The following is a 25,142-nucleotide window of genomic DNA, read 5'->3' as shown; positions in this document are numbered from 1 at the left end:
GCCGGGCGACAACGTGTCCATGGACGTGGCGCTGATCGTTCCGATCGCCATGGAAGAAAAGCTGCGCTTCGCCATCCGCGAGGGTGGCCGCACGGTTGGTGCCGGTGTCGTCGCCTCCATCATCGAGTGATGGATCGAGGTGAACCTCGCGTTCATCTCAAGGATTGGGAAGGGGCGGCGCCGCGGCGCCGCCCTTTTCTTTTGCACGGCTCTCCTCGCCGCCATGTCCCTGGTGCTTGTGGTGACCGCGCCCTGGCCGCTCGCCGCGAAGGAGAGCTGTCCCGAGCGACCGCCCTGCGAGGGGTGCGGCTGCAAGGGAGGGCCCGGCTATCGGGGCCCCGACGGTCGCTGCGTGAGCTTCAAGAAGCTCGATCGGGTGTGTGGCGATCCGCCGACCACCCACTGCGTTTTCGAGAATGCACCCGCCACGGGCGCGAATCGCGAGTGCGCGCTGGGAAGCGCGCCGCCCGGACCGAATGCCGATCCCGCTCAGAAGGGCGGTGCCGCGCCTTGACGCGGGGCCTGTGCAGCGCATGGCTGGGGACGAAATGGGTGCCCATGCGCGATCCCCTTTACAGACGCGCCGCATCCCTCTACACACACGCCTACCGATGCGCTGGGTCGCTTCCCGGCGCGGAGGGCTTTACCCTCGAGTGCCGCGCGCCCATTCGCAGTGCCGATTCGGCAGCGCCGGTCGAGGTAAGGCCTAGGAGTGTAGCTCAACTGGTTAGAGCACCGGTCTCCAAAACCGGGGGTTGGGGGTTCGAGTCCCTCCACTCCTGCCATCCTTCGCCTGTGGCGGGTGGCAGGGTCAAAGCGAAGGTTCGGGGTGGGGTCGGCGCGAGGGGCGCTTTCGCCCGCACTTGGAGCATCCCACATCAACCCGGCTCGGTTCAGCGTCCGCGCCCTTCCGAAAAGGGGCGGGGTGGGCTATTTGAGTTTCCGACGGTGCCAGGCGCAATCGGGCGTGGGGCGCTTTCGAACAAGGAGAGGTGGCGGCCACCGGGGCTTTCCCAAAGGGCTGCCGTGTCACGCATGGCGAAGAACAGTCCTGTCGAGTTCTTTCAGCAGGTCCGCGCCGAAACGGCGAAGGTCACCTGGCCGACCCGGCGCGAGACGCTGATCACCACGGCCATGGTGTTCGTGATGGTGTTCCTCGCAGCCATCTTCTTCTTTGTCGCCGACCAGATCATCCGGTTCGGCGTCTCCACCCTGCTCACCATCGGGCACTGAGGCGGCGGGGAGGCTTCCATGGCGAAACGTTGGTACATCGTCCACGCCTATTCCAATTTTGAGAAGAAGGTCGCCGATTCGATCCGCGAACAGGCGGAGCAGCGCGGCCTCACCGATTTGTTCGACCAGATCCTGGTGCCCACGGAAAAGGTGGTGGAAGTGCGTCGCGGCCGGAAGGTCGATGCCGAACGCAAGTTCTTCCCCGGTTACGTGCTGGTGAAGATGGATCTGACCGATGAGGCGTTCCATCTCATCAAGAACACGCCGAAGGTCACCGGGTTCCTCGGTGCCGACAACAAGCCCATGCCGATTTCCGAATCGGAGGCCATGCGCATCCTGCAGCAGGTGCAGGAGGGCATCGAGCGGCCCAAGCCGTCCATCTCGTTTGAGGTGGGCGAGACCGTGAAGGTCTCCGATGGCCCCTTCGCCTCCTTCAACGGCATAGTCGAGGAAGTGGACGACACCCGCTCCCGTCTCAAGGTCGCGGTGTCCATCTTCGGGCGCGCAACTCCGGTGGAATTGGAGTTCAACCAGGTGGAAAAGGTGTGAGGCGCGCGTCGCGCGTGTTCTGAGCCTTGTGGAAGGCGCGGCTTGGCCGCGCCTTTTCCTTTTTAGCCTTCGGTCCAATTTTCGCCATCGCGTCCAATCGTTCCCTTGCCTAGAGGCGGATGTGGCGGCCATGTGTCCCGGAACCCGGCCGCGTCAGGAGGCAGGGTATGAAGACCGTTGTTTTGGCTCTGACGGTTGCCGGCAGCACGCTATTCGCCTCGTCCGGCTATGCGCAGCAGGAGCCGCTCGTTCAGTATTGCAAGCCGGACATCGAGCGGCTGTGCCCGACCGTTCCTCCGGGCGACGGGCGCCTCCTGAAGTGCCTCAAGGCCCATGGCGATCAGATTTCGGTGGGCTGTGCCAAGGCGTTGCAGAAGCTGAAGGGCTGAGCGCTTCGCCGGCGACCGGTGGGCGGTTGCGCAAGCGGGGACAATAAACACGAGCGCGCGGCCCTTGAGGGGGTTTTCCCGCTCGTGTCTTTCGTGTAAGTGACCCCAAGCGCTCCAAGGTGGGGCGCATCCATACGCGGGAGGTGCGCCCGGTTCGCCAGCCGGAGCAAGCGCGCCATGACCGCGGTCCTCAATCCGCGCCACCCGCGACCTTGCAGTCGCACGGGTGCGCATTGGTGTTTTCGGCCGGCTGCCGGATTCGCCGGGGAGTTGTTAAATGGCGAAGAAGATTTCAGGTTACGTCAAGCTGCAGGTGCCTGCGGGCAGCGCCAATCCGGCGCCGCCCATCGGTCCGGCTCTGGGTCAGCGCGGCCTCAACATCATGGAGTTCTGCAAGGCGTTCAACGCCCAGACCGCCCAGATGGAAAAGGGCATGCCGATTCCGGTGGTCATCACCGCCTATCAGGACCGCTCTTTCACCTTCGAGCTGAAGACCCCGCCGGTCTCCTACTTCTTGAAGAAGGCCGCCGGCCTTGAGACCAAGAAGAAGCCCGGTTCGGGCTCGAAGACGCCCGGCAAGGGCGGCTTCGTCGGCAAGATCACGCGCGCCCAGATGGCCGAGATCGCCGAGAAGAAGATGAAGGATCTGAACTGCGACACCGTCGAGGCGGCGGTCCAGATGATCGAAGGTTCGGCCCGGTCCATGGGCCTCCAGGTTCAGGAGTGAGCGCCATGGCGAATGAAGGCAAGCGCATCCGCGCCGCCCACGAGGGCATCGACCGCAACAAGCTCTATGGCCTCGACGAGGCGATCGCGCTCCTGAAGGAGCGTGCGACCGCCAAGTTCGACGAGACCGTCGAGGTCGCGCTGAACCTGGGCGTCGACCCGCGCCATGCCGACCAGATGGTGCGTGGCGTCTGCAATCTGCCGAACGGCTCCGGCCGTACGGTGCGCGTCGCCGTGTTCGCGCGCGGCGCGAAGGCCGATGAGGCCAAGGCCGCCGGCGCCGACATCGTGGGCGCCGAAGACCTGCTGGAGACGATCCAGGGTGGCAAGATCGAGTTCGATCGTTGCATCGCGACGCCCGATCTGATGCCGCTGGTGGGTCGCCTGGGCAAGGTGCTCGGCCCGCGTGGTCTGATGCCGAACCCCAAGGTCGGTACCGTGACCATGGACGTGAAGGGTGCCGTCGGCGCCGCCAAGGGCGGTGCCGTGGAGTTCCGCGTCGAGAAGGCTGGCATTATCCATGCCGGCGTCGGCAAGGCGTCTTTCTCCACCGAGAAGCTGGCGGAAAACATCCGCGCCTTTGCCGATGCGGTGGTGAGGGCCAAGCCCACGGGCGCCAAGGGCACCTATGTGCAGCGGGTCGCGGTGTCGTCCACCATGGGCCCTGGCATCAAGGTTGAGCCCGCGACGGTGTTGGGCGCCTGAGGCTGCCGAGCGGCTTTTGAATTGGCGAGGCCCCGACCGGAATGGGTAGGACCTCGCCAGAGTTTTCAGCCGAAGATGCGCGAAAGGGCGTGACAACGCGCTCGTAAGGCATTATAGGGACTGTTTCCCGGATGGCGTGCTGTTCGGGGAGTTGGATCTTAAGCTTTCTCCCTTGACTGGGTGAAAGGGCTGGGAGGGTTCGCCCGCCCGGCCTCGTCGTCTATCTCGGTGCCAATTCTTAACGGAGTTCGGCCTCGGGGTGGGTGGCAAGTCCTGTCCGAGACTGCAGGTGCCTGGCGGCCGATTGGTGTGCCGAGGCTTAATTCTCAGGGTGCTTCCGTAAGGGGCACGTCGGAGCCAGCATAGACGGGGAAGACCGGAATTTCAGATTGGCCATCGCTGTTGTGATGGTCGCGGAGATCGGTTCGAACCAGCGCCTTGTGTTCCGTCCCGGACCGTGTGTCCGGCGGGGTCCGAGGGGACAGGGCATGAGCGCCGCGTGTTGCGGTCGGCATGCCGTTTTTCAACGGGTCCGGCTGCCATGGGCGGCAAGGCGCAACCGGTGGAGCGTTCTCCCGCAAGGGATGATGTTCCGCCACAGGCTTAAAGAGAGCCAGACGTGGATCGAGCGGAAAAACAAGAGCTCGTCACGACGCTCACGGAAGTGTTCAAGACCACTTCCGTCGTCGTGGTCGCCCACTATTCCGGTCTCACCGTGGCCCAGATGTCGAAACTGCGTCGACAGATGAAGGCCGAGGGTGCGACCGTGAAGGTGGCTAAGAACCGCCTCGCCAAGATCGCTCTGGAAGGCTCCGACGTCGCCCATGTGGCGTCCCTGCTGAAGGGACCCACCGTGATCGCCTATTCGGACGATCCGGTGGCGGCGCCGAAGGTTGCCGTCGAGTTTGCCAAGGCCAACGACAAGTTCGTGATCCTTGGCGGCGCGATGGGCACGACGGCCCTCAATGTTGACGGTGTGAAGGCGCTCGCCACCATGCCGTCCCTGGATGAACTGCGTGCCAAGCTCGTCGGCCTGATTCAGGCTCCGGCGACCAAGCTGGCGCAGCTCACCACCGCGCCTGCGGCCAAGCTGGCGCGCGTGTTCGGGGCCTATGCCAAACAGGACGAAGCTGCGTGAGGATGCGGTCGCCGAAGATGGCGGCCTGATCTCGCAAATCTCAAATTCGAACCTATCTCAAGGAAGACCAAAATGGCTGATCTGACCAAGCTCGTCGACGAGCTCTCCGCCCTCACCGTGCTCGAGGCCGCCGAGCTGGCCAAGCTGCTCGAAGAGAAGTGGGGCGTGTCCGCCGCCGCCGCCGTGGCTGTGGCCGCCGCTCCCGCCGGCGCTGCCGCTCCGGCCGTCGAAGAGCAGACCGAGTTCACTGTCGTGCTGGCCGCCGCCGGCGACAAGAAGATCGAGGTCATCAAGGAAGTGCGCGCCATCACCGGCCTGGGCCTCAAGGAAGCCAAGGACCTGGTGGAAGGTGCTCCGAAGCCCGTCAAGGAAGGCGTGTCCAAGGACGAGGCCGAGAAGCTCAAGGCCCAGCTCGAGAAGGCTGGCGCCAAGGTCGAGCTCAAGTGAGCTTGTGATGCTGGCGCTCCGGGGTCATCCCGGAGCGCCTTTTTACCGTACCGGTCCGGCCTGTCCGGAGCGGCGCGATGATTTGAGACGGTTCTCCTGGTCGCCGTGAAGCGAGAGGCTTCTGGCGTCCCGGAGAGCCGTCATGGTGCTTAAAAGGGGCAGGTCCCTGGACCTTCGCTCTTTTTGGACTGACGGCAAAGTGGTTCCGGTGCCGGCATGGCGAGCCTCGATCAGGGGAGCCGGCCCGATGGGGACCTGGACGGACGAGGATCGAGATGGCGCAAACGTTCACCGGTCGTAAGCGGATCCGCAAGTTCTTCGGGAAAATCAAGGAAGTGGCTGAGATGCCGAACCTCATCGAGGTTCAGAAGGCGTCTTACGACCAGTTCCTTCAGATCGAGGAGCCCAAGGGTGGTCGCGACGACGATGGCCTGCAGGCGGTGTTCAAGTCGGTTTTTCCCATCTCCGATTTCGCCGGCGCAGCCATGCTCGAGTTCGTGCGCTACGAGTTCGAGCCACCGAAGTATGACGTGGACGAGTGCCGTCAGCGCGGAATGACCTTTGCCGCGCCGTTGAAGGTGACGCTGCGCCTCATCGTGTTCGATGTGGATCCCGATACCGGTGCGAAGTCGGTCAAGGACATCAAGGAACAGGACGTCTACACCGGCGACATTCCGCTCATGACGATGAACGGGACGTTCATTGTGAACGGGACCGAGCGCGTCATCGTTTCGCAGATGCATCGGTCGCCGGGCGTGTTCTTCGACCACGACAAGGGCAAGACCCACTCTTCGGGCAAGCTGCTGTTCGCGGCGCGCATCATTCCCTATCGCGGCTCCTGGCTCGACATCGAGTTCGACGCCAAGGACATCGTCTATGCGCGCATCGATCGGCGCCGCAAGATTCCGGTGACGAGCCTGCTCTATGCGCTCGGCCTCGATGCCGAGGAGATCCTCGACACCTTCTACGAGAAGATCATGTTCTCGCGGGCCAAGGACGGCTGGCGCATGCCCTTCGATCCGAAGCGGATGAAGGGTTACAAGTCGGTGTCGGACCTTATCGACGCGGACACCGGCGAAGTCGTGCTGGAGGCGGGCAAGAAGCTGACGGTGCGCGCCGCCCGGCAGCTCGCCGAAAAGGGCCTGAAGGCCCTCAAGATCTCCAATGAGGAGATGGTGGGCCAGTATGTGGCCGAGGATCTGGTGGACCCGCAGAGCGGCGAGATCCACGCGGAAGCCGGCGACGAGCTCACCGAGAAGAGCCTCAAGCTGCTCGACGAGCTCGGCTATGGCGAGATCCCGGTGCTGGACATCGACCATGTCAACACCGGTGCCTATATCCGCAACACGCTGAGCGCCGACAAGAACGTGACCCGCGAGGACGCGCTTTTCGACATTTATCGCGTGATGCGCCCGGGCGAGCCGCCGACCATCGATTCGGCGCAGGCCATGTTCCATTCGCTGTTCTTCGATGCGGAGCGCTACGATCTCTCCGCCGTGGGCCGCGTCAAGATGAACATGCGGCTTGATCTCGACTGCCCGGACACGGTGCGCGTGCTGCGGCGGGAGGACATCCTTTCCGTCATCCGCACGCTGGTGGAGCTGCGTGACGGCAAGGGTGAGATCGACGATATCGATCACCTGGGCAATCGTCGCGTGCGCTCGGTCGGCGAGCTGATGGAGAACCAGTATCGGGTCGGCCTGTTGCGCATGGAGCGTGCCATCAAGGAGCGGATGTCGTCGGTCGACATCGACACCGTGATGCCGCAGGACCTGATCAATGCGAAGCCGGTGGCGGCCGCGGTGCGCGAGTTCTTCGGCTCCTCGCAGCTCTCGCAGTTCATGGACCAGACCAACCCGCTCTCCGAGATCACGCACAAGCGGCGCCTCTCGGCCCTGGGCCCGGGCGGCCTGACCCGCGAGCGCGCGGGCTTCGAGGTGCGCGACGTGCACCCGACCCACTATGGCCGCATCTGCCCGATCGAGACGCCGGAAGGGCCGAACATCGGCCTCATCAACTCGCTGGCGACGTTCGCGCGGGTGAACAAGTACGGCTTCATCGAGGCGCCCTATCGCCGGGTGGTGGAATCCAAGGTCACCGACGAGGTGGTCTATCTGTCCGCCATGGAAGAGGGGAAGTATTACGTCGCGCAGGCGAACATTCCGCTCGATCCGGATGGCCGCTTCGTAGAGGACCTGATCATCTGCCGTCACGCCGGTGACGTGCTGATGGTCTCGCCCGACCGCGTGGATTTCATGGACGTGTCGCCGAAGCAGTTGGTCTCGGTGGCGGCGGCGCTCATCCCGTTCCTCGAGAACGACGACGCCAACCGCGCGCTCATGGGCTCCAACATGCAGCGCCAGGCGGTTCCCCTCGTGCGCTCTCAGGCGCCGCTGGTGGGCACCGGCATGGAAGCCGTGGTGGCCCGGGATTCGGGCGCCGCCATCGCCGCCCGCCGGACCGGCATCATCGACCAGGTGGACGCGACCCGTATCGTGATCCGCGCCACGGAGGAGCCCGACCCCTCCAAGTCCGGCGTGGACATCTACCGGCTGATGAAGTTCCAGCGGTCGAACCAGTCCACCTGCATCAACCAGCGGCCGCTGGTGCGGGTCGGCGACGTTGTGCGCAAGGGCGATATCATCGCAGACGGCCCGTCGACCGAGCTGGGTGATCTGGCTCTCGGTCGGAACGTGCTGGTCGCGTTCATGCCGTGGAACGGCTACAATTACGAAGATTCCATTCTGCTCTCGGAGAACATCGTCAAGGACGACGTGTTCACCTCGATCCATCTCGAGGAATTCGAGTGCATGGCCCGTGACACGAAGCTTGGGCCGGAGGAAATCACCCGCGATATTCCCAACGTCTCGGAAGAGGCGCTGAAGAATCTCGACGAAGCGGGCATCGTCTACATCGGCGCCGAGGTGAACGCCGGCGACATCCTGGTGGGCAAGATCACCCCCAAGGGTGAGAGCCCGATGACGCCGGAAGAGAAGCTTCTGCGCGCCATCTTCGGTGAGAAAGCCGCGGATGTGCGCGATACCTCGCTGCGCCTGCCGCCCGGCACCAAGGGCACCATCGTCGAGGTTCGGGTGTTCAACCGCCACGGCGTGGACAAGGACGAACGCGCCCTCGCCATCGAGCGCGAGGAGATCGAGCGTCTCGCCAAGGACCGCGACGACGAGCAGGCGATCCTGGACCGCAACGTCTATGGGCGTCTGATCGAGATCCTCGACGGCAAGGTGGCCATCGCCGGGCCGAAGGGCTTCAAGAAGGACAGTGCGGTCAGCCGCGAGATCCTGCAGGAGTTCCCGCGCTCGCAGTGGTGGCTGTTCGCGGTGGCGGACGATGCCATCATGAGCGAGCTGGAGGCGATCCGCGCCCAATACGACGAATCGAAGAAGCGGCTCGAGCAGCGCTTCCTCGACAAGGTCGAGAAGCTGCAGCGCGGCGATGAACTGCCTCCGGGCGTGATGAAGATGGTGAAGGTCTTCGTCGCGGTGAAGCGCAAGATCCAGCCGGGCGACAAGATGGCCGGCCGTCACGGCAACAAGGGCGTGGTGTCTCGCATCGTTCCGGTGGAGGACATGCCGTTCCTTGCGGACGGCACCAACGTGGACATCGTGCTGAACCCGTTGGGCGTGCCCTCGCGCATGAACGTCGGTCAGATCCTGGAGACCCACCTTGGCTGGGCCTGCGCCGGTCTGGGGAAACAGGTGGCGGCTGCGGTCGACGCCTATTATGCCCAGAACGACCTGAAGCCGCTCCGCGGGCGCCTGGAAACCATCTACGGCAAGCCGGAGATCGACCAGCTCAAGGACGAGGACCTTCCGGAGCTGGGCGAGAACCTGCGCAAGGGCGTGCCGATCGCGACCCCGGTCTTCGATGGGGCCCACGAGGACGACATCGAGCGGCAGCTCGAGATGGCCGGGCTCGATCCGTCGGGCCAGTCGACGCTGTACGACGGCCGGACCGGCGAGCCCTTCGACCGGAAGGTCACCGTTGGTTACATCTACATGCTGAAGCTGCACCATCTCGTGGATGACAAGATCCACGCGCGGTCCATCGGTCCGTACTCGCTGGTCACCCAGCAGCCGTTGGGCGGCAAGGCGCAGTTCGGCGGCCAGCGCTTCGGCGAAATGGAGGTGTGGGCGCTCGAAGCCTACGGCGCCGCCTACACGCTGCAGGAGATGCTGACCGTGAAGTCGGACGACGTGGCCGGGCGCACCAAGGTCTACGAGGCCATCGTGCGCGGCGAGGACACGTTCGAGAGCGGCATTCCGGAGAGCTTCAACGTGCTCGTGAAGGAAATGCGCTCGCTCGGCCTCAATGTGGACCTCGAGAACAGCTAAGGGGCTCGCAACCCTTTCCGCGTGATGCGGACAGCCGCCCCGGCGCCATCGCCGGAGCGGCGCAATGGATTAGCCGCCCACCCCGTCTGGGAGCAGCATATGAACCAGGAAGTCCTGAACGTCTTCAACCCGACCGTTCCGGCCCCGAGCTTCAATCAGATCCGTATTTCGATTGCGAGCCCGGAGAAGATCAAGTCCTGGTCCTACGGCGAGATCAAGAAGCCGGAGACCATCAACTACCGCACGTTCAAGCCCGAGCGTGACGGCTTGTTCTGCGCGCGCATCTTCGGTCCCATCAAGGACTACGAGTGCCTGTGCGGCAAGTACAAGCGCATGAAGTACAAGGGCATCATCTGCGAGAAGTGCGGCGTGGAAGTCACGCTCTCGCGGGTGCGGCGCGAGCGCATGGGCCATATCGAGCTCGCAGCTCCCGTGGCGCATATCTGGTTCCTGAAGTCGCTGCCGAGCCGCATCGGCCTGCTGCTCGACATGACCCTGAAGGACCTCGAGCGGATCCTGTACTTCGAATACTTCGTCGTGATCGAGCCCGGCACGACCAAGCTGAAGTACCGCCAGCTGCTCTCCGAGGAAGAGTATCTGCGCGCCCAGGACGAATATGGTGAAAGCAATTTCACCGCCATGATCGGCGCCGAGGCGATCCGGGAGCTGCTGCGCTCCATGGACCTCGAAAAGATCGCGGCCGACCTGCGGGTGGAAATCCAGCAGGCCACCACCGAGCTGAAGCCCAAGAAGCTCGCCAAGCGCCTCAAGATCGTCGAAGCGTTCCAATTGTCGGGCAACAAGCCGGAGTGGATGATTCTCACCCACGTTCCGGTGATCCCGCCGGACCTGCGCCCGCTGGTGCCGCTCGACGGCGGGCGGTTCGCGACGTCGGATCTGAACGATCTCTATCGCCGCGTCATCAACCGCAACAATCGTCTGAAGCGGCTGATCGAGCTGCGCGCGCCCGACATCATCATCCGCAACGAGAAGCGCATGCTTCAGGAAGCGGTGGATGCGCTGTTCGACAACGGCCGGCGCGGCCGGGTCATCACCGGCGCCAACAAGCGGCCGCTGAAGTCCCTCGCCGACATGCTGAAGGGCAAGCAGGGCCGGTTCCGCCAGAACCTGCTCGGCAAGCGCGTGGACTATTCCGGCCGGTCGGTGATCGTGGTGGGTCCCGAGCTGAAGCTGCACCAGTGCGGCCTGCCCAAGAAGATGGCGCTGGAGCTGTTCAAGCCGTTCATTTATTCGCGGCTGGACGCGAAGGGCCATTCGGCGACCGTCAAGCAGGCGAAGAAGCTGGTGGAAAAGGAGCGTCCCGAGGTTTGGGATATCCTGGACGAGGTCATCCGCGAGCATCCGGTGATGCTGAACCGCGCGCCGACCCTTCACCGCCTGGGCATCCAGGCGTTCGAGCCGGTGCTGATCGAAGGCAAGGCGATCCAGCTTCATCCGCTGGTCTGCTCAGCCTTCAATGCCGACTTCGACGGCGACCAGATGGCCGTGCACGTCCCGCTTTCGCTGGAAGCCCAGCTGGAAGCGCGCGTGCTGATGATGTCCACCAACAACATCCTGCACCCGGCGAACGGGCAGCCGATCATCGTGCCGTCGCAGGACATCGTGCTCGGGCTCTATTATCTCTCGCTGATGCGTGAGAACGAGCCCGGCGAGGGCATGATGTTCGCCAACATGAGCGAGATCGACCATGCGCTGAACGCCAAGGCGATCACGCTGCATACCAAGATCCGCGGGCGCTACATCGGCCTCAATGCGGAGGGCCAGGAATATTCCAAGATCTATGAGACCACGCCCGGTCGCATGAAGATCGGCGAGTTCCTGCCCAAGCATCGGAAGATCTCCTTCGACGTCGTCAACAAGGCGATGACGAAGAAAGAGATTTCGAACATGATCGATACCGTCTACCGCCACTGCGGCCAGAAGGAATCGGTGATCTTCTGCGACAAGATCATGTCGCTCGGCTTCTACAACGCCTTCCGTGCCGGCATCTCGTTCGGCAAGGACGACATGGTGGTGCCGAAGAAGAAGTGGGAGCTGGTGGAAGAAGCGCGTGCTCTGACCAAGGAGTACGAGCAGCAGTACAACGACGGTCTCATCACGCAGGGTGAGAAGTACAACAAGGTCGTGGACTGCTGGGGCAAGTGCACGGATCGCATCGCCGAAGAGATGATGAAGGAAATCTCGTCGGTGAAGAGGGATCCGGAGACCGGCCGCGAGAAGCCCATCAACTCCATTTACATGATGAGCCACTCCGGCGCCCGTGGGTCGCCCACCCAGATGCGTCAGCTCGCCGCCATGCGCGGCCTGATGGCGAAGCCCTCCGGCGAGATCATCGAGACCCCGATCATCTCGAACTTCAAGGAAGGTCTGACCGTGATGGAGTACTTCAACTCCACCCACGGTGCCCGTAAGGGCCTTGCCGACACGGCTTTGAAGACCGCGAACTCCGGTTACCTCACCCGCCGCCTGGTGGACGTGGCGCAGGATTCCATCATCACCGAGCGCGATTGCGGCTCGGACAAGGGAATCCACATGCGCGCCATCCTCGACGCGGGCCAGGTGGTGGCCTCGCTCGCGTCGCGGGTGCTCGGCCGCACGGCGGCGGAGGACATCGTGGAGCCGGCGACAGGCACGATCATCGTGCCTAAGGGCGTGATGATCGAGGAACCCGACGTCGAACGCATCAACAAGTCGGGCATCCAGGAAATCAAGATCCGGTCGGTGCTCACCTGCGAGACGCGCAACGGCGTGTGCGGCACCTGCTATGGGCGCGACCTTGCCCGAGGCACGCCCGTCAACATGGGTGAGGCGGTGGGCGTTATCGCCGCCCAGTCGATCGGCGAGCCGGGCACCCAGCTCACCATGCGCACGTTCCACATCGGCGGCGCGGCCACCCTGGCGGACTCGTCGTTCGTGGAATCGAACTTCGAGGGCACGGTCCGGATCCGCAACCGCAACGTGGCGCGGAACTCGGACGGCGATCTGGTGGTGATGGGCCGCAACCTTGCCGTGGTGATCGTCGATCACGACGGCACTGAGCGCGCGGTCAACCGCGTCCAGTACGGCGCCCGCCTCAAGGTGGACGAGGGCGACACCATCAAGCGCGGCCAGCGCATCGCCGAGTGGGACCCCTATACCCGTCCGATCTTGACCGAGATCGACGGCACGGTGGCCTTCGAGGATCTGATGGAAGGCTCGTCCATGAACGAGTCGGTCGACGAGTCGACCGGCATCGCCAAGCGCGTCGTCACCGACAGCCGCGCCGGCCGTGGGCCGGAGCTGCGCCCGGCGATCCTCATCAAGGGGCCGGACGGCAAGGTGTCCAAGCTGGCGCGCGGCGGCGACGCCCGCTACGCTTTGCCGGTGGAGGCCATCATCTCGGTGGACCCGAACCAGCACATCAAGGCCGGTGACGCGGTCGCCCGCGTGCCCATGGAAAGTGCCAAGACGCGTGACATCACGGGCGGTCTGCCGCGCGTGGCGGAGCTGTTCGAGGCGCGGCGCCCGAAGGACGCGGCGATCATCGCCGAGATCTCCGGCACCATCCGCTTCGGTCGCGACTACAAGAACAAGCGTCGTCTCTCCATTGAGCCGACGGACGGTGGGGATCCGGTGGAATACCTGATCCCGAAGGGCAAGCACATCCATCTCCAGGACGGCGACGTGGTGGAGAAGGGCGACTTCATCGTGGACGGCAATCCGGCGCCGCACGACATCCTGGCGATCAAGGGCGTGGAAGAGCTCGCGGCCTTCCTCGTGAACGAGATCCAGGAGGTCTACCGGCTCCAGGGCGTGAGCATCAATGACAAGCACATTGAGGTGATCGTCCGGAATATGCTGCAGAAGGTGGAGATCGACGATTCCGGGGAGACCGACTTCCTGGACGGCGAGCAGGTCGACCGCATCGAGTTCATCGAGGCGAACGAAAAGGCGGCCGAAGAGGGCAAGAAGCAGGCGACCGGTCATCCGGTGCTGCTCGGCATCACCAAGGCGTCGTTGCAGACCCGCTCCTTCTTCTCGGCGGCGTCCTTCCAGGAAACCACCCGCGTCCTCACGGAAGCGGCGGTCAACGGCAAGGTGGACCCGCTGGAAGGCCTCAAGGAGAACGTCATTGTCGGCCGGTTGATCCCGGCGGGCACCGGGGCGCAGATGAATAAGCTGCGCGCCGTGGCGAACTCCCGCGACGACCTCATCGTGGCGACCCGCGACGAGCAGACGGAAGCGCCGGTGGCGCTGGTGACCGGCCCGGCCGAGGCGGTTCCGCCCGCCGAGTGAAGCCGCTGGTGCGAATAAAAAGGGCCGCCTTCGGGCGGCCCTTTTTGTTTGGGCCGGAGCTGGTCGGTGGCGTCGCTGGCGACGCTCGTGATGGTGTGCGTTCGCCGCTCGCGGCAGCCGCGCGGCACCCGGTCTCGATGATCGGCTAGAGGCGCGCGCCGCCCGCGTGATGGGGCCGGGTTGGCGTCGTCAGAGCATCGCCGCGACGGGGCCGCGGCGATGCTCGGAGATGGGTGATTAAGCTGTCGCCGTCATAATCGCCGACATGATTCGTCCGCGGAGCCACCCGCCATGACTGACCCGACCTGCCGCCGGCCACGCCTCCTCGCGCGGCGCGACATTCTCAAGCTGGGCGCTGCCGCCGTCGGCGGCGTCGCGCTCGGCATGCTGGCGCCGGCCTTCGCTGCGGATGATCCTGAAAGTGCGACGATCGCCGGGCTGAAGCCGGGGGAATATGTCTGGTATCCCGACCGCGCGCCGGAAGGGTTCGTCGCGGTCGTGGTGAACCTCTCCGATCAGCGGGCCTTTGTCTATCGCAACGGGGTCCGCATCGGCGTGTCCACGGCCTCCACGGGCCGCGCGGGGCATGACACCCCCACGGGGGTGTTCACTATCCTCGGCAAGGATGCCGACCACCATTCCTCGCTTTATAACGAGGCGTCCATGCCGTTCACGGAACGGCTCACCTGGTCCGGGGTGGCGCTGCATGCGGGCGGGTTGCCGGGCTATCCCTCGTCCCATGGTTGCGTGCATCTGCCGCTGACCTTCGCCAAGCTGTTGTTTTCGGCCACGCACATCGGCACGCCCGTCATCATTGCCGACAGCCATACGGCGCCGCAGAGCGTGCTTCATCCCGGCCTCATCATGAGCGAGGGGCTGGAGCAGCAGTTGGCGGTGGACGCCACCGGGTCCGGCGCGCCTGAGGATATGGCGGGCGCCGGCGCCGCCGTGTCCATGGTGGCGAGCGCGGCGGACCGGTCGCTCACCGTGCTGCAAGGCGCGCAGGCGGTGATTCAGGGACCGATCAGCATCGCAAATCCGTCGGCGGCGCTCGGCAACGTGGTTTATGTGCTGGCGAGCGCAAGCGGAACGCCGCGCTGGACCGCCATTTCCTACGAGGGCGGGACGGCGCCGGCGGGAGCGGCGCAGCAGGCGCTGGCGCGGATCACGGTGGACCCGTCGATCAATCGGCAGGTGGCGGCGCTGGTGAAGCCGGGCGCGACCTTGTTCGTCACCGATCTGCCGGCCCATCCGGCCACCCGCAGCGATGGCGGCTTGGTCATCCTGACCCACAAGGTGGTGAGCTGATGGGCCGGCGCGCGGCGCGCGCGGCACTGCTCGCGGGGCTCGTGGTTTCGGGGGCGGCGCAGGCGCAGCAGGCGGTGCCGGCCAAGGAATTGTTTGGCCGCGCGCGGACGCCGGCGGCCCAATTCGCGCCCGAGGCCATCGGCTTCTATTCCAAAGGCTGCCTTGCGGGCGCCGAAGAACTGCCGGTCACCGGTCCGGAGGCGAACGGCCCGCTGTGGCAGGTGATGCGCCTGTCGCGGAACCGGAACTTCGGCCATCCGGTGCTGGTGGCGTTTCTGGAGCGGTTCGCGCAGAGGGTGACGGAGGTGTCATCCTGGCGTGGCATTCTGGTCGGCGACATGTCGCAGCCAAGGGGGGGACCCATGCTGACGGGCCATGCGTCCCATCAGGTGGGGCTGGATGCGGATATCTGGCTCACGCCCAGCCCTGGGCGCATGCTCTCGCGCGAGGAGCGGGAAAATATCTCGGCGTCCATGATGGTCCGCAAGGACCGGCGCGACATCGATCCGGCAAACTGGCGTCCTGACCATTGAAAGGTGGTCCGCGCCGCCGCGGCTGATCCGCAGGTGGAGCGGATTTTCGTGAATGCGGCCATCAAGAAGGCGCTGTGCCGCGAGGCCCAGGGCGATCGCTCCTGGCTCGCTAAGGTGCGCCCCTATTGGGGGCACGACTACCATATGCATGTGCGCCTGGGATGTCCGAACGGCAGCGCCGAATGCAAGGGGCAGGAGCGGCCGGAGAGCGGCGAGGGCTGCGGCGCCGAGCTCGAGTGGTGGTTCTCCGACGAGGTGCTGCACCCCAAGCCCGACACCGAGCCGGCCAAGCCCAAGCCCCCTATGACCCTTGCGGACCTACCCCCCGCCTGTGCGACGGTGCTCGGCGGAAAATAAGCGAAGCGGAGGACCATATGACGGATCTCGCCGACCTCTTTCCGGGCTTTGATTCCCATTACGTGGACACCAAGGCGGGGCGCATCTTCCTGCGGTGGGGCGGAAAGGGCCCGCCGCTGCTGCTGCTCCACGGCTTTCCCGAGAGCCACGCCATGTGGCACGAGGTGGCGCCGAAGCTGAGCGAGAGCTTCACCCTGGTGATGCCGGACCTGCCGGGCTATGGCTGGAGCGCGGCGCCGGAGCCGGGCGAGGATCTTTTCCCCTACACCAAGCGCGCCATGGCCGCCGCCATGGTGGAGGTGATGGAGCATCTGGGCTTTTCGCATTTCAACCTGATGGGCCACGATCGCGGGGCGCGGGTGGGCTACCGGCTCGGGCTGGACAACCCCGGACGGCTCGACCGGCTGGCGCTGCTCGACATCATCCCCACCTATGTGATGTGGCATAAGATGGACCGGGCGCGGGCGCTCCAAGTCTACCATTGGTCGTTCCTGGCCCAGCCGCATCCCCTGCCGGAAAAGCTCATTGCCGGTCATCCGGCCTTCTTCCTGGATTGGACCATGGCGAGTTGGACCGCCGCCAAGGATCTTTCGGCTTTCGATGCGCGGGCCATGGCCTATTACCGGGCCGCCATCTCCTCGCCGGACCGGGCCATGGCCATGTGCGCCGACTACCGGGCCGGCGCCACGTTTGATCTCGCCCATGACGAGGCGGATCTCGCCGCCGGGCGTACCCTGTCGTGCCCGGTGTTCCTGGCCTGGGGCGAAGCCGGCATTCCGAGCCGTGGGATCAGCCCGCTCGACGCCTGGCGCGCGCTGGCCCCCGACATCACCGGGACGGCGGTGCCCGGCGGCCATTTCCTGTGTGAGGAGGCGCCGCGGCCGACCCTGGACGCGGTGCTGCCGTTCCTGCTGGGCGACGCCTGAAAAGTTGTGGCGCCGGGTGCTTAAGTTGCTCGCCATCAATGCACCCGGCGGCCACCGACGTGATGACTGGGCTCCTGTACCGCCGTGCCCCCGTGAGAGTCCCTCGCCGCTCTTCCCGCCCGATCTCCCCGCAAACGCCTCGAAAAGGATCCCCCCATGGCCATCGGTGATGCGCTGAACGTTCGCGCCCGTGCTCCCCTGCGCCTGGGGCTGGCCGGCGGCGGCACCGATCTGTCGCCTTATTGCGATGAGTTCGGCGGCAATGTGCTCAACGCCACCATCGACCGCTTCGCTTATGCCCACGTGCGCACCAACCGCATCGGTGCCCTGGTGCTGCGGGCGCGCGACGTGGACACCGAGGAGGTGCTGGAACCGCGCGTGGACCATTCCATTCATGAGGGTCTGGTGCTGCATCGCGCGGTCTATTCCCACATGATGAGGACCTATTGCGACGGCGTGGCGGTGCCGCTCACCATCTCCACCACCATCGACGTGCCGGCCGGCTCGGGCCTCGGGGCGTCCTCGGCGCTGGTGGTGGCGCTGATCGAGGCGTTCCGCTCGGCGCTGCAGCTGCCGCTCGGGCCCTATGAGGTGGCGCGGCTCGCCTTCGAGATCGAGCGCGTGCACATCGGCCTTGCGGGGGGGCGGCAGGACCAGTATTCGGCGGCGTTCGGAGGGCTCAATTTCATCGAGTTCCTGCCGGGCGACCGGGCCATCGTCAATCCGCTGCGGATCCGGCGCGAATATCTCAATGAGTTCGAGGCTTCCCTCGTCATCTGCTTCTCCGGCCAGTCGCGGCAATCGGAAAACATCATCAAGCAGCAGGTGGCGGGGCTGAAGCAGCTCGACGCCAAGACCGTCGAGAACATGCATAAGCTGAAGCAGGATGCCATCGAGATGAAGCTCGCCCTGCTGAAGGGCGACATTCGCGGTACGGCGGAGATTCTGGGGCGGTCCTGGACCGCCAAGAAGGCGACCGCGGCCGGCGTCGCCACCGAGGCGGTGGATCGGCTCTACAACGAGGCCATGGCGGCGGACGCCTGGGCGGGCAAGGTATCGGGCGCCGGCGGCGGCGGCTTCCTCATGTTCCTGACCGATCCGGAGAACGTCTATCGCCTGAAGCAGGTGCTGAACGCGGCGGGCGGGCAGGCGAGTTCGGTGAAGTTCACGTTCGACGGCGCCGAAGGATGGCCCATCTGCGCCTGATCGGGCGCGACGCGGGCGCGGGCGATGGCGCCGCGCGCCATCACGGACAGGCAGGGGGGAGCTGGCGGTGGTGAAGCAATGTGTGATTTTGCTCGGCGGGCTTGGCACGCGGCTCGGCGCGCTCACCGCCGACACGCCGAAGCCGTTGCTGCCGGTGGGCGATATTCCGTTCGTGGAAGTGCTCATCGCCGAGGCGCGCCGGCGCGGTTTCACCCGCTTCCTGCTGCTGGCCGGGCACCGGGCCGAGGTGGTCGCCGATTATATCGACCGCACCGACGTGCGCGGCCGGTTCGACGCCCGCGTGGAGATCTGCGTCGAGCCGACGCCGCTCGGCACCGGCGGGGCCCTGGTGAATGCCCTGCCACGGCTTGAAGAGACCTTCCTGCTGCTCAATGGCGACACCTGGTTCGACTTCAATTGGCTGGACCTTGCCGCCCAGACCCTCGCCCACGACAGCGATGTGGGCATGTCGCTGCGGCTGGTGGAGAAGCCGGATCGCTACGAGACCATCGTGCTGGAAGGCGCGCGCATCGCCGCCTTCCGTCCGCGCGGGGCGGGGCTCGACACCGCGCTCATCAATGGCGGAGTCTATGTGATGCGCCGGCGCGCCATCGAGACCCTGGCCTGTCCCTCGTCGGTGGAAAGCGACCTGCTGCCGCGCCTGGTGGCCGAGGGCAAGGCGACCGGCATCGCCTATCCGGGCTTCTTCATCGACATCGGCATTCCCGAGACCTATGCGGATGCGCAAGTGTCGGTGCCGGCCCGGCGGCGGCGTCCGGCGGTGTTCCTCGACCGCGACGGGGTGCTCAACGTGGATACGGGCTATCCCCATCGGCCCGAAGACATCACCTGGGTTCCGGGCGCGAAGGCGGCGGTGAAGCGCTTCAACGACATCGGCTTCTATACCTTCGTGGTGACCAACCAGGCTGGCGTTGCCCGCGGCTATTATGCGGAGGCGGACATTGCCGCCCTCCATGCCTGGATGGGGGAGGAATTGCGCGCGGTGGGCGCCTCCATCGACGATTGGCGTTATTGCCCGTTCCATCCCGAGGGCTCGGTGGCGCGCTACACCGGCGCCCATCCCTGGCGCAAGCCCGCGCCCGGCATGCTGCTCGACCTCCTGGCCCACTGGCCGGTGGACGTGAAGGAGAGCCTGTTGATCGGTGACAAGGCGTCCGATCTTCAGGCGGCCACCGGCGCCGGGGTCGAGGGGCACCTGTTCACCGGCGGCGATCTCATCACCTTCGTGGAGGGGCTGCACCCCGTGGCCGCCCGCCAACCCGCCAACCGCTGAGACCTCGACGATGTCGCCGCACAGCCTTTCGCCCGCCGTCCAGGGCCTCACGGACATTTCCGACGACGCCCGCCACTGGCTGCTCGATGTCGCCGCGCCGCTCTGGTCCACCCAGGGGCGGCTTGCAAAGGGCCTGTTCGCCGAGCGCCTCACCCGCGCCGGTGTGGCGGACGAGGCGCCCCGGCGCCTGTTCGTTCAGGCGCGCCACACCTATTCCTTCTGCGAGATCGGGCGGCTGGGCTGGGCGGGGGACTGGCGCGGCCTCGCCAACGCCACGGTGGATTATCTCCTCGCCCATGGTCGGCGGGCGGATGGCCTCTTCATCCATGCCTTCACCACCGACGGCGCGGTGCTGGACGCCCGGGCCGATCTCTATGATCAGGCCTTCATGCTGTTCTGCCTGGGCCATGCCTCCAAGGCCCTCGGTCGGCCGGAGCTTCTGGACGCGGCCGATGCCCATATCGCCGTGCTGGAGAGGGACCGTGCCCATCCGGCCGGCGGTTTCGTGGAGACGGACATGCCCCGCCCGTTCCGCCACCAGAACCCGCACATGCATTTCTTCGAGGCGTTCTCGGCCCTCTATGGGGTGAGCGGGCGTTCCGAATGGAAGGCGCGCGCGGAGGCCATGGCGCGGCTTTGCCGCGACCGTTTCATGGATGCGGCGACCGGCGCGCTGGTGGAATACTTCACTGAGGATCTTCGGCCCGCGCCCGGCCTCGACGGCACCTTGGTGGAACCGGGCCATTGCTTCGAGTGGGCGTGGCTGTTCGAGGGGCTGGTGCCCTGGGGCTGGCCGGGGGACGTGATGTCCGACCGGCTGACCGCCTTCGGCCGCGCCCATGGCATCGATCCCGTGCGCGGCATTGCCATCAACGAGGTCACCACCGCCGGCGTGGTGCACAAGGCCACCGCCCGCCTGTGGCCGCAGACCGAGCGCCTGAAGGTGGCGCTCGCCCGCCTGCGGCGGCTTGGAACCGCCGCCGAGGCGGAGGAGGCACGCCGCGCCTATGCGGGGCTGAAGCTCTATCTGGATATGCCGGTGCCCGGCACCTGGCAGGATGTGTCCAACCCCGACGGCACCTGGGTCGACATGCCCGCGCCCGGCTCCTCGCTCTACCACATCACCTGCGCGCTGGCGGAATTGATCGACACGGTGGAGGGGCGGCGCTGAGCCGCGGCGGGGTCCTGCCTCATGCCGTCGCGACGAAGGCGACGTCGCGCCCGTAGAAGCGGGATGCGATGCGCGAGGCGAGGGTGGGGTCTCCGGTCGTGAGAAAGGTGCGCTGGCCACCGCTGGGGAAGGAAAACTCCCGGTGCCGGTCGAGATAGGCCACAAGGCTGCGGGCGGTCACCTCGGGCTGGGACAGAATGCGGGTGGCGGCGGGCAGGGCCTTGCGGAACAAGGGCTCGATCAGCGGATAATGGGTGCAGCCGAGAATGCAGACATCGGGTGAGCGGCCGTGCATCTGCTGCTCCAGCCGGGCCACATAACCGCCCACCGCCGCCTCGACCTTCGACGTGGCCGCGTCGTCCTCGATCAGGGGCACGAGATCGGGGCAGGCCTGCTGCCAGACCTCCACATGGGCCGCGCGCTTGTGAATTTCCCCGGCGAACGCGCCGCTTTCCACCGTTTGCCGGGTGGCGAAGACACCGACGGCGACGGGGGCGGCGGTCTGTGGGCGCGCGACGGGGGTCTGGTCCGCGACCCACCGCATCCCCGTCACCTCTTCCACCACCGGAACGATGACGCCGAGCACGCGCCGGCCGGGATAGGCCGTGGGAAGCCAGGTGTGCTGGAGGCGCCGCAGGGCGCGCGCCGCCGCCGTGTTGCAGGCCAGGATGACCAGCGAACAGTCGTTCTGGAACAGCCGCTCCACGCTGCGCAGGGTCAGCGCGTAGATGTCTTCCGCCGACCGGTCGCCATAGGGGGCATTCGCGTGGTCGCCGAGATAGATGAAGTTTTCCTTCGGCAGCGCCCGGTCGAGGGCGCGCATGACCGTGAGCCCGCCGCTGCCGGAATCGAAGATCCCGATGTTCATGCTCAAAACACCGATGGACCAGCCATGCCCTTGGTGACGGTGAGCACCATGATGCGGAAGTCCAGCCAGATCGACCAGTTCTCGATGTAATAGAGGTCGAGGGCGAGGCGCCGCTCGGCCTTCTCCACCGAGAGCACGGGGCCGCGCGAGCCGTTGATCTGCGCCCAGCCGGTGATGCCCGGCTTCACCCGGTAGCGCGACACATAATGCTGGATCGCCTCATACACCACATTGGGCGACACCAGCATGTTGGGCACATGGGGGCGCGGCCCCACCACCGACATGTCGCCCTTCAGCACGTTGAGCAACTGCGGCAGCTCGTCGATGGAGGTGGAGCGCAGGAAGCGGCCGATGCGGGTGATGCGCGGGCTGTCGCGGCGGGTGCCGGCGGAACCGTCGTCATTGGGATCGACCGTCATGGTGCGCAGCTTGAAGACGTCGAACACCTTGTTGTTGCGCCCGACACGCGGCTGCTTGAACAGCACCGGGCCCGGCGATTCGAGCTTGATGGCGATGGCCGCCGCCAACAGGATCGGCGAGGTGAGGATGAGGCCGATGGAGGCGACCACATAATCCTCCACCGCCTTCAATAGCCCCAGCGAGCCCTTGAACGGCTGCTGCTGCACCTGGAGCGCGGGCTCGCCGGCGAGCATGGTCAGGTGGGCGTAATTGAGCGAAAAGGAGTGGGGATCAAGCTCCACCACCACGTCGGTGGCGATCTGGTGCAGTTCGCCCACCAGCGCGCTGATGGCCGCGGGGTCCGTCCACGACTTGGTGATGACCACCATGTCCACCTGCGCATTGCGCGCGTAGTCCAGAAGCGCCGCAACGCCGTGCTGCTCGCGGGGATAGGGTTTGCCGGTCACGGGCGAGACCGGATGGCCGGTGTCGAGCGTGGACTGCGGCTCGTCGGTGAACAGGCCGACGAAGGACAGCAGGCCGCCCGCGCCCTCTTCCTGCTCATAGCGATCCACCAGATCGCGGGCCCGGGTCCGCTCGCCGAGCACCACCACGTTGCGCCGCAGGACCGCGTGGCGTTTCACCTGGATCATCCCCAGGCGCACCAGCACCAGGCGGCCGAACAGCAGGGCGATGATGGTGGTCACGCCCCAGCCCACCAGGACCTTCAGATTGGTGTAGCCGGGCGGGATCATGGCATAATAACACACGCCCACGACCACACCGGCCGGAATGCCGCCGAAGATGACGTGTCCGACTTGCCGGCGCACTCGCGAGTAATGTTCCACTCGATACGCCCGGCCGAATTGAAGTATCTGCACGAAGCTGAAGATGCCGATGATCCAGAGGATGCCGATCTGGCTCCAGGACAAGAAATTCCAGTGCAGATGGGCGACCACCGCCGCCAGCAGCGCCATGATGATATCGCAGACGATGACAAGGCGATTGATAAGGCCGTGGGTCCAACGAGTCATGGTGCCGCATTCCCGCCCGCCCGGTCCTTGAAGCGACCCGGCGTCAGCCTCACCTTCTCCTGAATCGCGGCTTGACCGTCAAGGGTACCTGACCCCGCATCTTAAGCTTTGATTAACGCAGCAAAGCTCACGAACTGTGACCCAATCCAACAGCTTGCGTCACGCGGCCGGGGGGCGGGCCGCGGGCTGGCGCGGCGCCCGGCATTTTCGGCTTGCCGCGGGCGCGCCGCAGCCTAAACTGAAAGCTTTCCAGATGATGTTTTTCGCTCTTTCAATGGATATTTCACCATGTACAACAAGCGCCTCGAAGCATTGCGCAGCAATCCGGGCGGGGATTGGCGCCCGGCCGATCTCGAAATCACCGCGTCCCAATATGCGATGAAATTTCGCAAGGTTACGGGCACCCATGTGGTGTTCACCCACCCTTCCGTGCCCAATTGCGTGGCCGTGCCCATGAAGCAGAAGATCCGCGCGCCCCATGTGCGGGCGTTCGTGGAGATGGTCGACCTCATGGACGGGATCGACCAATGACCGACGTCGCGGCCTATCCTCATGAGCTGAAGCCCATCGCCGCCGAGGACGGTGGCGGCTTCGTTGCGAGCTTTCCCGACATTCCCGGCTGCCTTGGTGTCGGTGATACGCCAGAAGCGGCGCTCACCGACGGGCGGCAGGCCCTGTTCGCCTGCATCGACGCCCTGAAGGCCTCCGACCGCACGCCCCCGGAGCCCTCCGGGGGCTGAGAGCGGCCGCTCACCGCGCGCCGGGCGGACGGCGTTGCGCCTGTTCCTCCAGCCAGGTGGAGACGGTGTCCAGCAGCCGGATGGCGGCCGGCAACTGGGCGTGGGCCTCCACCTGGGCCGGTGTCCGCGGCTCCAGGGTGCGCCACCATTCGATGAAATGGGAGATCAGCGCCCGCGCCGGGATCTGGTCGAAGGCGAGACCGGGGAAGGCGGTGAAGCCGAACGCGGTCTCCACGTCCCGCAGGCGGCCCGACACATAGGCCCGATCTTCGTCCGCGAACGGAAAGGGACGCTCCGGCGCGCGGCGCACCATGCGCACTTCGCTGAGTTCTGGAATGTAGTCGCGCTGGGTCACGGATGCCTCTTGGTGGGTCTTTCGCGGGCCGCGTTTGGGGTCCGGGGCTGGGTTTGAACGGCACCGCCCGCTTCGGCCGCATTCTTGCACGTTTGGTGCCATGGACCACGCAAACGACAATCCTGTCGGCCCCGCGCCGCCCGTTCCGGATGCTTTCGCCCCGGCCGGGGAGGGTCACGCCGAGCCCACCGCCATCCATACGGTGCCGGCGCAGCTTGGCGTCTCGGGCTTCCGCCTGCTGCTGCTGCGGGAGTTCCGGGGCGAAGGTCCACCCGGCTTCGCACTGATCGACCAGCACCTGTTGCGCGCGCCGCACCGGCTCCACCGGCACGGTGTCTCGTTCGCGCTCACCTTTCGTCCGGAGGTGATGGCGGGCCTCGCCGAAGCCATCGGCCGCCTGTCGATGCGCGAGGGGGTGGGGCCGGCGGTGCGCAACCCGCGCTGGCCGGCGTTCGGCTGGTGGCGCACGCCGCGCACCTGGGCCGACGGCACCGACACCGTCGAATGGTTCGCCGATGTCCATTTTGCGGACGCGGCCGCCTGGGTCCTGTTCCGCACCCAATTCGCGGGGGGCCTCGCCGGACGGCCGCCCGCGCCCCGTCTTGCCGGAGAGCTGCCATGAAGGCCTTGACCGTCGCCTGTCCCCATTGTCATGCGCGCATTCCGCAGGCTCCGGGTGTGGAGTTGAAAAGCGCCCGCTGCGGGGCCTGTGGCGAGGCCCTTTTCGCGGGCCAGCCGATGCATCTGTCCACCGCCGGCTTCGATGCCCATACGGCCGAGGGCGGGCTGCCCCTGCTCATTGATTTCTGGGCCGATTGGTGCGGCCCCTGCCGCAGCATGGCGCCGGTGTTCGAGAGCCTGGCGGCCGAGTTCGAGCCCCATGTGCGCTTCGCCAAGGTGGATACCGACGCCGAGAGCGCGCTTGCCACCTATTTCCGCATCCAGACCGTTCCCACCTTGAGCCTCATCCACCATCGGCGGGAGGTGGCGCGGGTGTCGGGCGTTCTGTTCGCCGGCGACCTGCGCCGCTGGATCTGGAGCGCCCTGTCCGAGGCGGAGGAGACCGCGACGGCGGTGTCTTGAGCCGGACTGTCCTTGTTCATTGCCTCAATTGGG

The 25,142-nt window shown here is 65.9% G+C and carries 22 protein-coding genes, 1 tRNA gene and 1 pseudogene; 21 read left to right on the top strand and 3 right to left on the bottom strand.

The features are described from left to right. From HUW53_RS14665 to HUW53_RS14585, 17 genes and pseudogenes are all read left to right on the top strand, one after another. The coding region (locus HUW53_RS14665; protein ID WP_474001518.1) for an EF-Tu C-terminal domain-related protein at positions 1 to 130 on the top strand (130 nt) is incomplete at its 5' end. Positions 131 to 708: 578 nt separating this feature from the next. Further along, a tRNA-Trp gene (locus HUW53_RS14660) sits at positions 709 to 785 on the top strand. A 250-nt stretch (positions 786 to 1,035) separates the two neighbouring features. After that, positions 1,036 to 1,233, top strand: coding sequence for a preprotein translocase subunit SecE (secE, locus tag HUW53_RS14655; RefSeq protein ID WP_237346505.1), 198 nt, complete (start codon positions 1,036 to 1,038; stop codon positions 1,231 to 1,233). An 18-nt stretch (positions 1,234 to 1,251) separates the two neighbouring features. Next, complete coding sequence (gene nusG / locus HUW53_RS14650) at positions 1,252 to 1,782, top strand: transcription termination/antitermination protein NusG (RefSeq protein WP_237346504.1); 531 nt, start codon at positions 1,252 to 1,254, stop codon at positions 1,780 to 1,782. A gap of 167 nt (positions 1,783 to 1,949) precedes the next feature. Then, positions 1,950 to 2,171: a cysteine rich repeat-containing protein gene (locus tag HUW53_RS14645; protein ID WP_237346503.1), complete on the top strand. Its 222-nt coding sequence runs from the start codon at positions 1,950 to 1,952 to the stop codon at positions 2,169 to 2,171. A 277-nt stretch (positions 2,172 to 2,448) separates the two neighbouring features. Beyond that, positions 2,449 to 2,898, top strand: coding sequence for a 50S ribosomal protein L11 (rplK, locus tag HUW53_RS14640; protein WP_237346502.1), 450 nt, complete (start codon positions 2,449 to 2,451; stop codon positions 2,896 to 2,898). A 5-nt stretch (positions 2,899 to 2,903) separates the two neighbouring features. After that, positions 2,904 to 3,602, top strand: coding sequence for a 50S ribosomal protein L1 (gene rplA, locus HUW53_RS14635; protein WP_237346501.1), 699 nt, complete (start codon positions 2,904 to 2,906; stop codon positions 3,600 to 3,602). Positions 3,603 to 4,221: 619 nt separating this feature from the next. Further along, complete coding sequence (gene rplJ, locus HUW53_RS14630) at positions 4,222 to 4,740, top strand: 50S ribosomal protein L10 (protein WP_237346500.1); 519 nt, start codon at positions 4,222 to 4,224, stop codon at positions 4,738 to 4,740. Between the two features lie 72 nt (positions 4,741 to 4,812). Continuing rightward, a complete protein-coding gene (rplL, locus tag HUW53_RS14625; RefSeq protein WP_237346499.1) occupies positions 4,813 to 5,187 on the top strand; it encodes a 50S ribosomal protein L7/L12 in 375 nt (124 codons plus the stop codon). A 275-nt stretch (positions 5,188 to 5,462) separates the two neighbouring features. Continuing rightward, positions 5,463 to 9,539: a DNA-directed RNA polymerase subunit beta gene (gene rpoB / locus HUW53_RS14620; RefSeq protein WP_237346498.1), complete on the top strand. Its 4,077-nt coding sequence runs from the start codon at positions 5,463 to 5,465 to the stop codon at positions 9,537 to 9,539. Between the two features lie 99 nt (positions 9,540 to 9,638). Next, positions 9,639 to 13,835, top strand: coding sequence for a DNA-directed RNA polymerase subunit beta' (gene rpoC, locus HUW53_RS14615; RefSeq protein WP_237346497.1), 4,197 nt, complete (start codon positions 9,639 to 9,641; stop codon positions 13,833 to 13,835). 291 nt (positions 13,836 to 14,126) lie between these two features. Continuing rightward, a complete protein-coding gene (locus tag HUW53_RS14610; protein WP_237346496.1) occupies positions 14,127 to 15,143 on the top strand; it encodes a L,D-transpeptidase in 1,017 nt (338 codons plus the stop codon). Beyond that, positions 15,143 to 16,033, top strand: a pseudogene (gene mepA / locus HUW53_RS14605) (penicillin-insensitive murein endopeptidase). Before HUW53_RS14610 ends, mepA begins: the two are co-directional and overlap by 1 nt. A gap of 17 nt (positions 16,034 to 16,050) precedes the next feature. Further along, a complete protein-coding gene (locus HUW53_RS14600) occupies positions 16,051 to 16,959 on the top strand; it encodes an alpha/beta fold hydrolase (RefSeq protein ID WP_237346495.1) in 909 nt (302 codons plus the stop codon). A gap of 156 nt (positions 16,960 to 17,115) precedes the next feature. After that, entirely contained in the window at positions 17,116 to 18,165 is a 1,050-nt protein-coding gene (locus HUW53_RS14595) for a GHMP family kinase ATP-binding protein (RefSeq protein WP_237346494.1), read from the top strand. A 70-nt stretch (positions 18,166 to 18,235) separates the two neighbouring features. Next, on the top strand, positions 18,236 to 19,459 hold the full coding sequence (locus tag HUW53_RS14590; protein ID WP_237346493.1) for an HAD-IIIA family hydrolase: 1,224 nt from the start codon (positions 18,236 to 18,238) through the stop codon (positions 19,457 to 19,459). A 10-nt stretch (positions 19,460 to 19,469) separates the two neighbouring features. Next, on the top strand, positions 19,470 to 20,630 hold the full coding sequence (locus HUW53_RS14585; RefSeq protein ID WP_237346492.1) for an AGE family epimerase/isomerase: 1,161 nt from the start codon (positions 19,470 to 19,472) through the stop codon (positions 20,628 to 20,630). Positions 20,631 to 20,649: 19 nt separating this feature from the next. Here HUW53_RS14585 and murI read toward each other — a convergent pair whose 3' ends face one another. Both murI and HUW53_RS14575 read right to left on the bottom strand, forming a co-directional pair. Beyond that, positions 20,650 to 21,498, bottom strand: coding sequence for a glutamate racemase (gene murI, locus HUW53_RS14580; RefSeq protein WP_237346491.1), 849 nt, complete (start codon positions 21,496 to 21,498; stop codon positions 20,650 to 20,652). 2 nt (positions 21,499 to 21,500) lie between these two features. Then, a complete protein-coding gene (locus tag HUW53_RS14575; protein ID WP_237346490.1) occupies positions 21,501 to 22,931 on the bottom strand; it encodes an exopolysaccharide biosynthesis polyprenyl glycosylphosphotransferase in 1,431 nt (476 codons plus the stop codon). Positions 22,932 to 23,219: 288 nt separating this feature from the next. On the opposite strand from HUW53_RS14575, the gene HUW53_RS14570 reads away from it, so the two are divergent. Together HUW53_RS14570 and HUW53_RS14565 are read left to right on the top strand one after the other, a co-directional pair. Beyond that, positions 23,220 to 23,462 carry a hypothetical protein gene (locus HUW53_RS14570; RefSeq protein ID WP_237346489.1) on the top strand — a complete coding sequence of 81 codons (243 nt, stop codon included), beginning with the start codon at positions 23,220 to 23,222 and terminating at the stop codon, positions 23,460 to 23,462. Beyond that, on the top strand, positions 23,459 to 23,671 hold the full coding sequence (locus HUW53_RS14565; protein WP_237346488.1) for a type II toxin-antitoxin system HicB family antitoxin: 213 nt from the start codon (positions 23,459 to 23,461) through the stop codon (positions 23,669 to 23,671). Before HUW53_RS14570 ends, HUW53_RS14565 begins: the two co-directional genes overlap by 4 nt. 10 nt (positions 23,672 to 23,681) lie before the next feature. Here the strand turns inward: HUW53_RS14565 and HUW53_RS14560 are convergent, their stop codons facing one another. Beyond that, positions 23,682 to 24,026 carry a hypothetical protein gene (locus HUW53_RS14560; RefSeq protein WP_237346487.1) on the bottom strand — a complete coding sequence of 115 codons (345 nt, stop codon included), beginning with the start codon at positions 24,024 to 24,026 and terminating at the stop codon, positions 23,682 to 23,684. 100 nt (positions 24,027 to 24,126) lie between these two features. On the opposite strand from HUW53_RS14560, the gene HUW53_RS14555 reads away from it, so the two are divergent. Further along, positions 24,127 to 24,648: a hypothetical protein gene (locus HUW53_RS14555; RefSeq protein WP_237346486.1), complete on the top strand. Its 522-nt coding sequence runs from the start codon at positions 24,127 to 24,129 to the stop codon at positions 24,646 to 24,648. Next, positions 24,645 to 25,109, top strand: a complete 465-nt coding sequence (locus HUW53_RS14550; protein ID WP_237346485.1) for a thioredoxin family protein — start codon at positions 24,645 to 24,647, stop codon at positions 25,107 to 25,109. The genes HUW53_RS14555 and HUW53_RS14550 overlap by 4 nt, the downstream gene beginning before the upstream one ends. Positions 25,110 to 25,142 lie beyond the last annotated feature (33 nt).

Origin of the sequence: Xanthobacter agilis (assembly GCF_021730435.1) — a bacterium.
In the GTDB taxonomy this organism is placed as follows: domain Bacteria; phylum Pseudomonadota; class Alphaproteobacteria; order Rhizobiales; family Xanthobacteraceae; genus Xanthobacter; species Xanthobacter agilis.
Note: the sequence above shows the minus strand (reverse complement) of the source record. Positions and strands in the feature narration are given on the sequence as shown.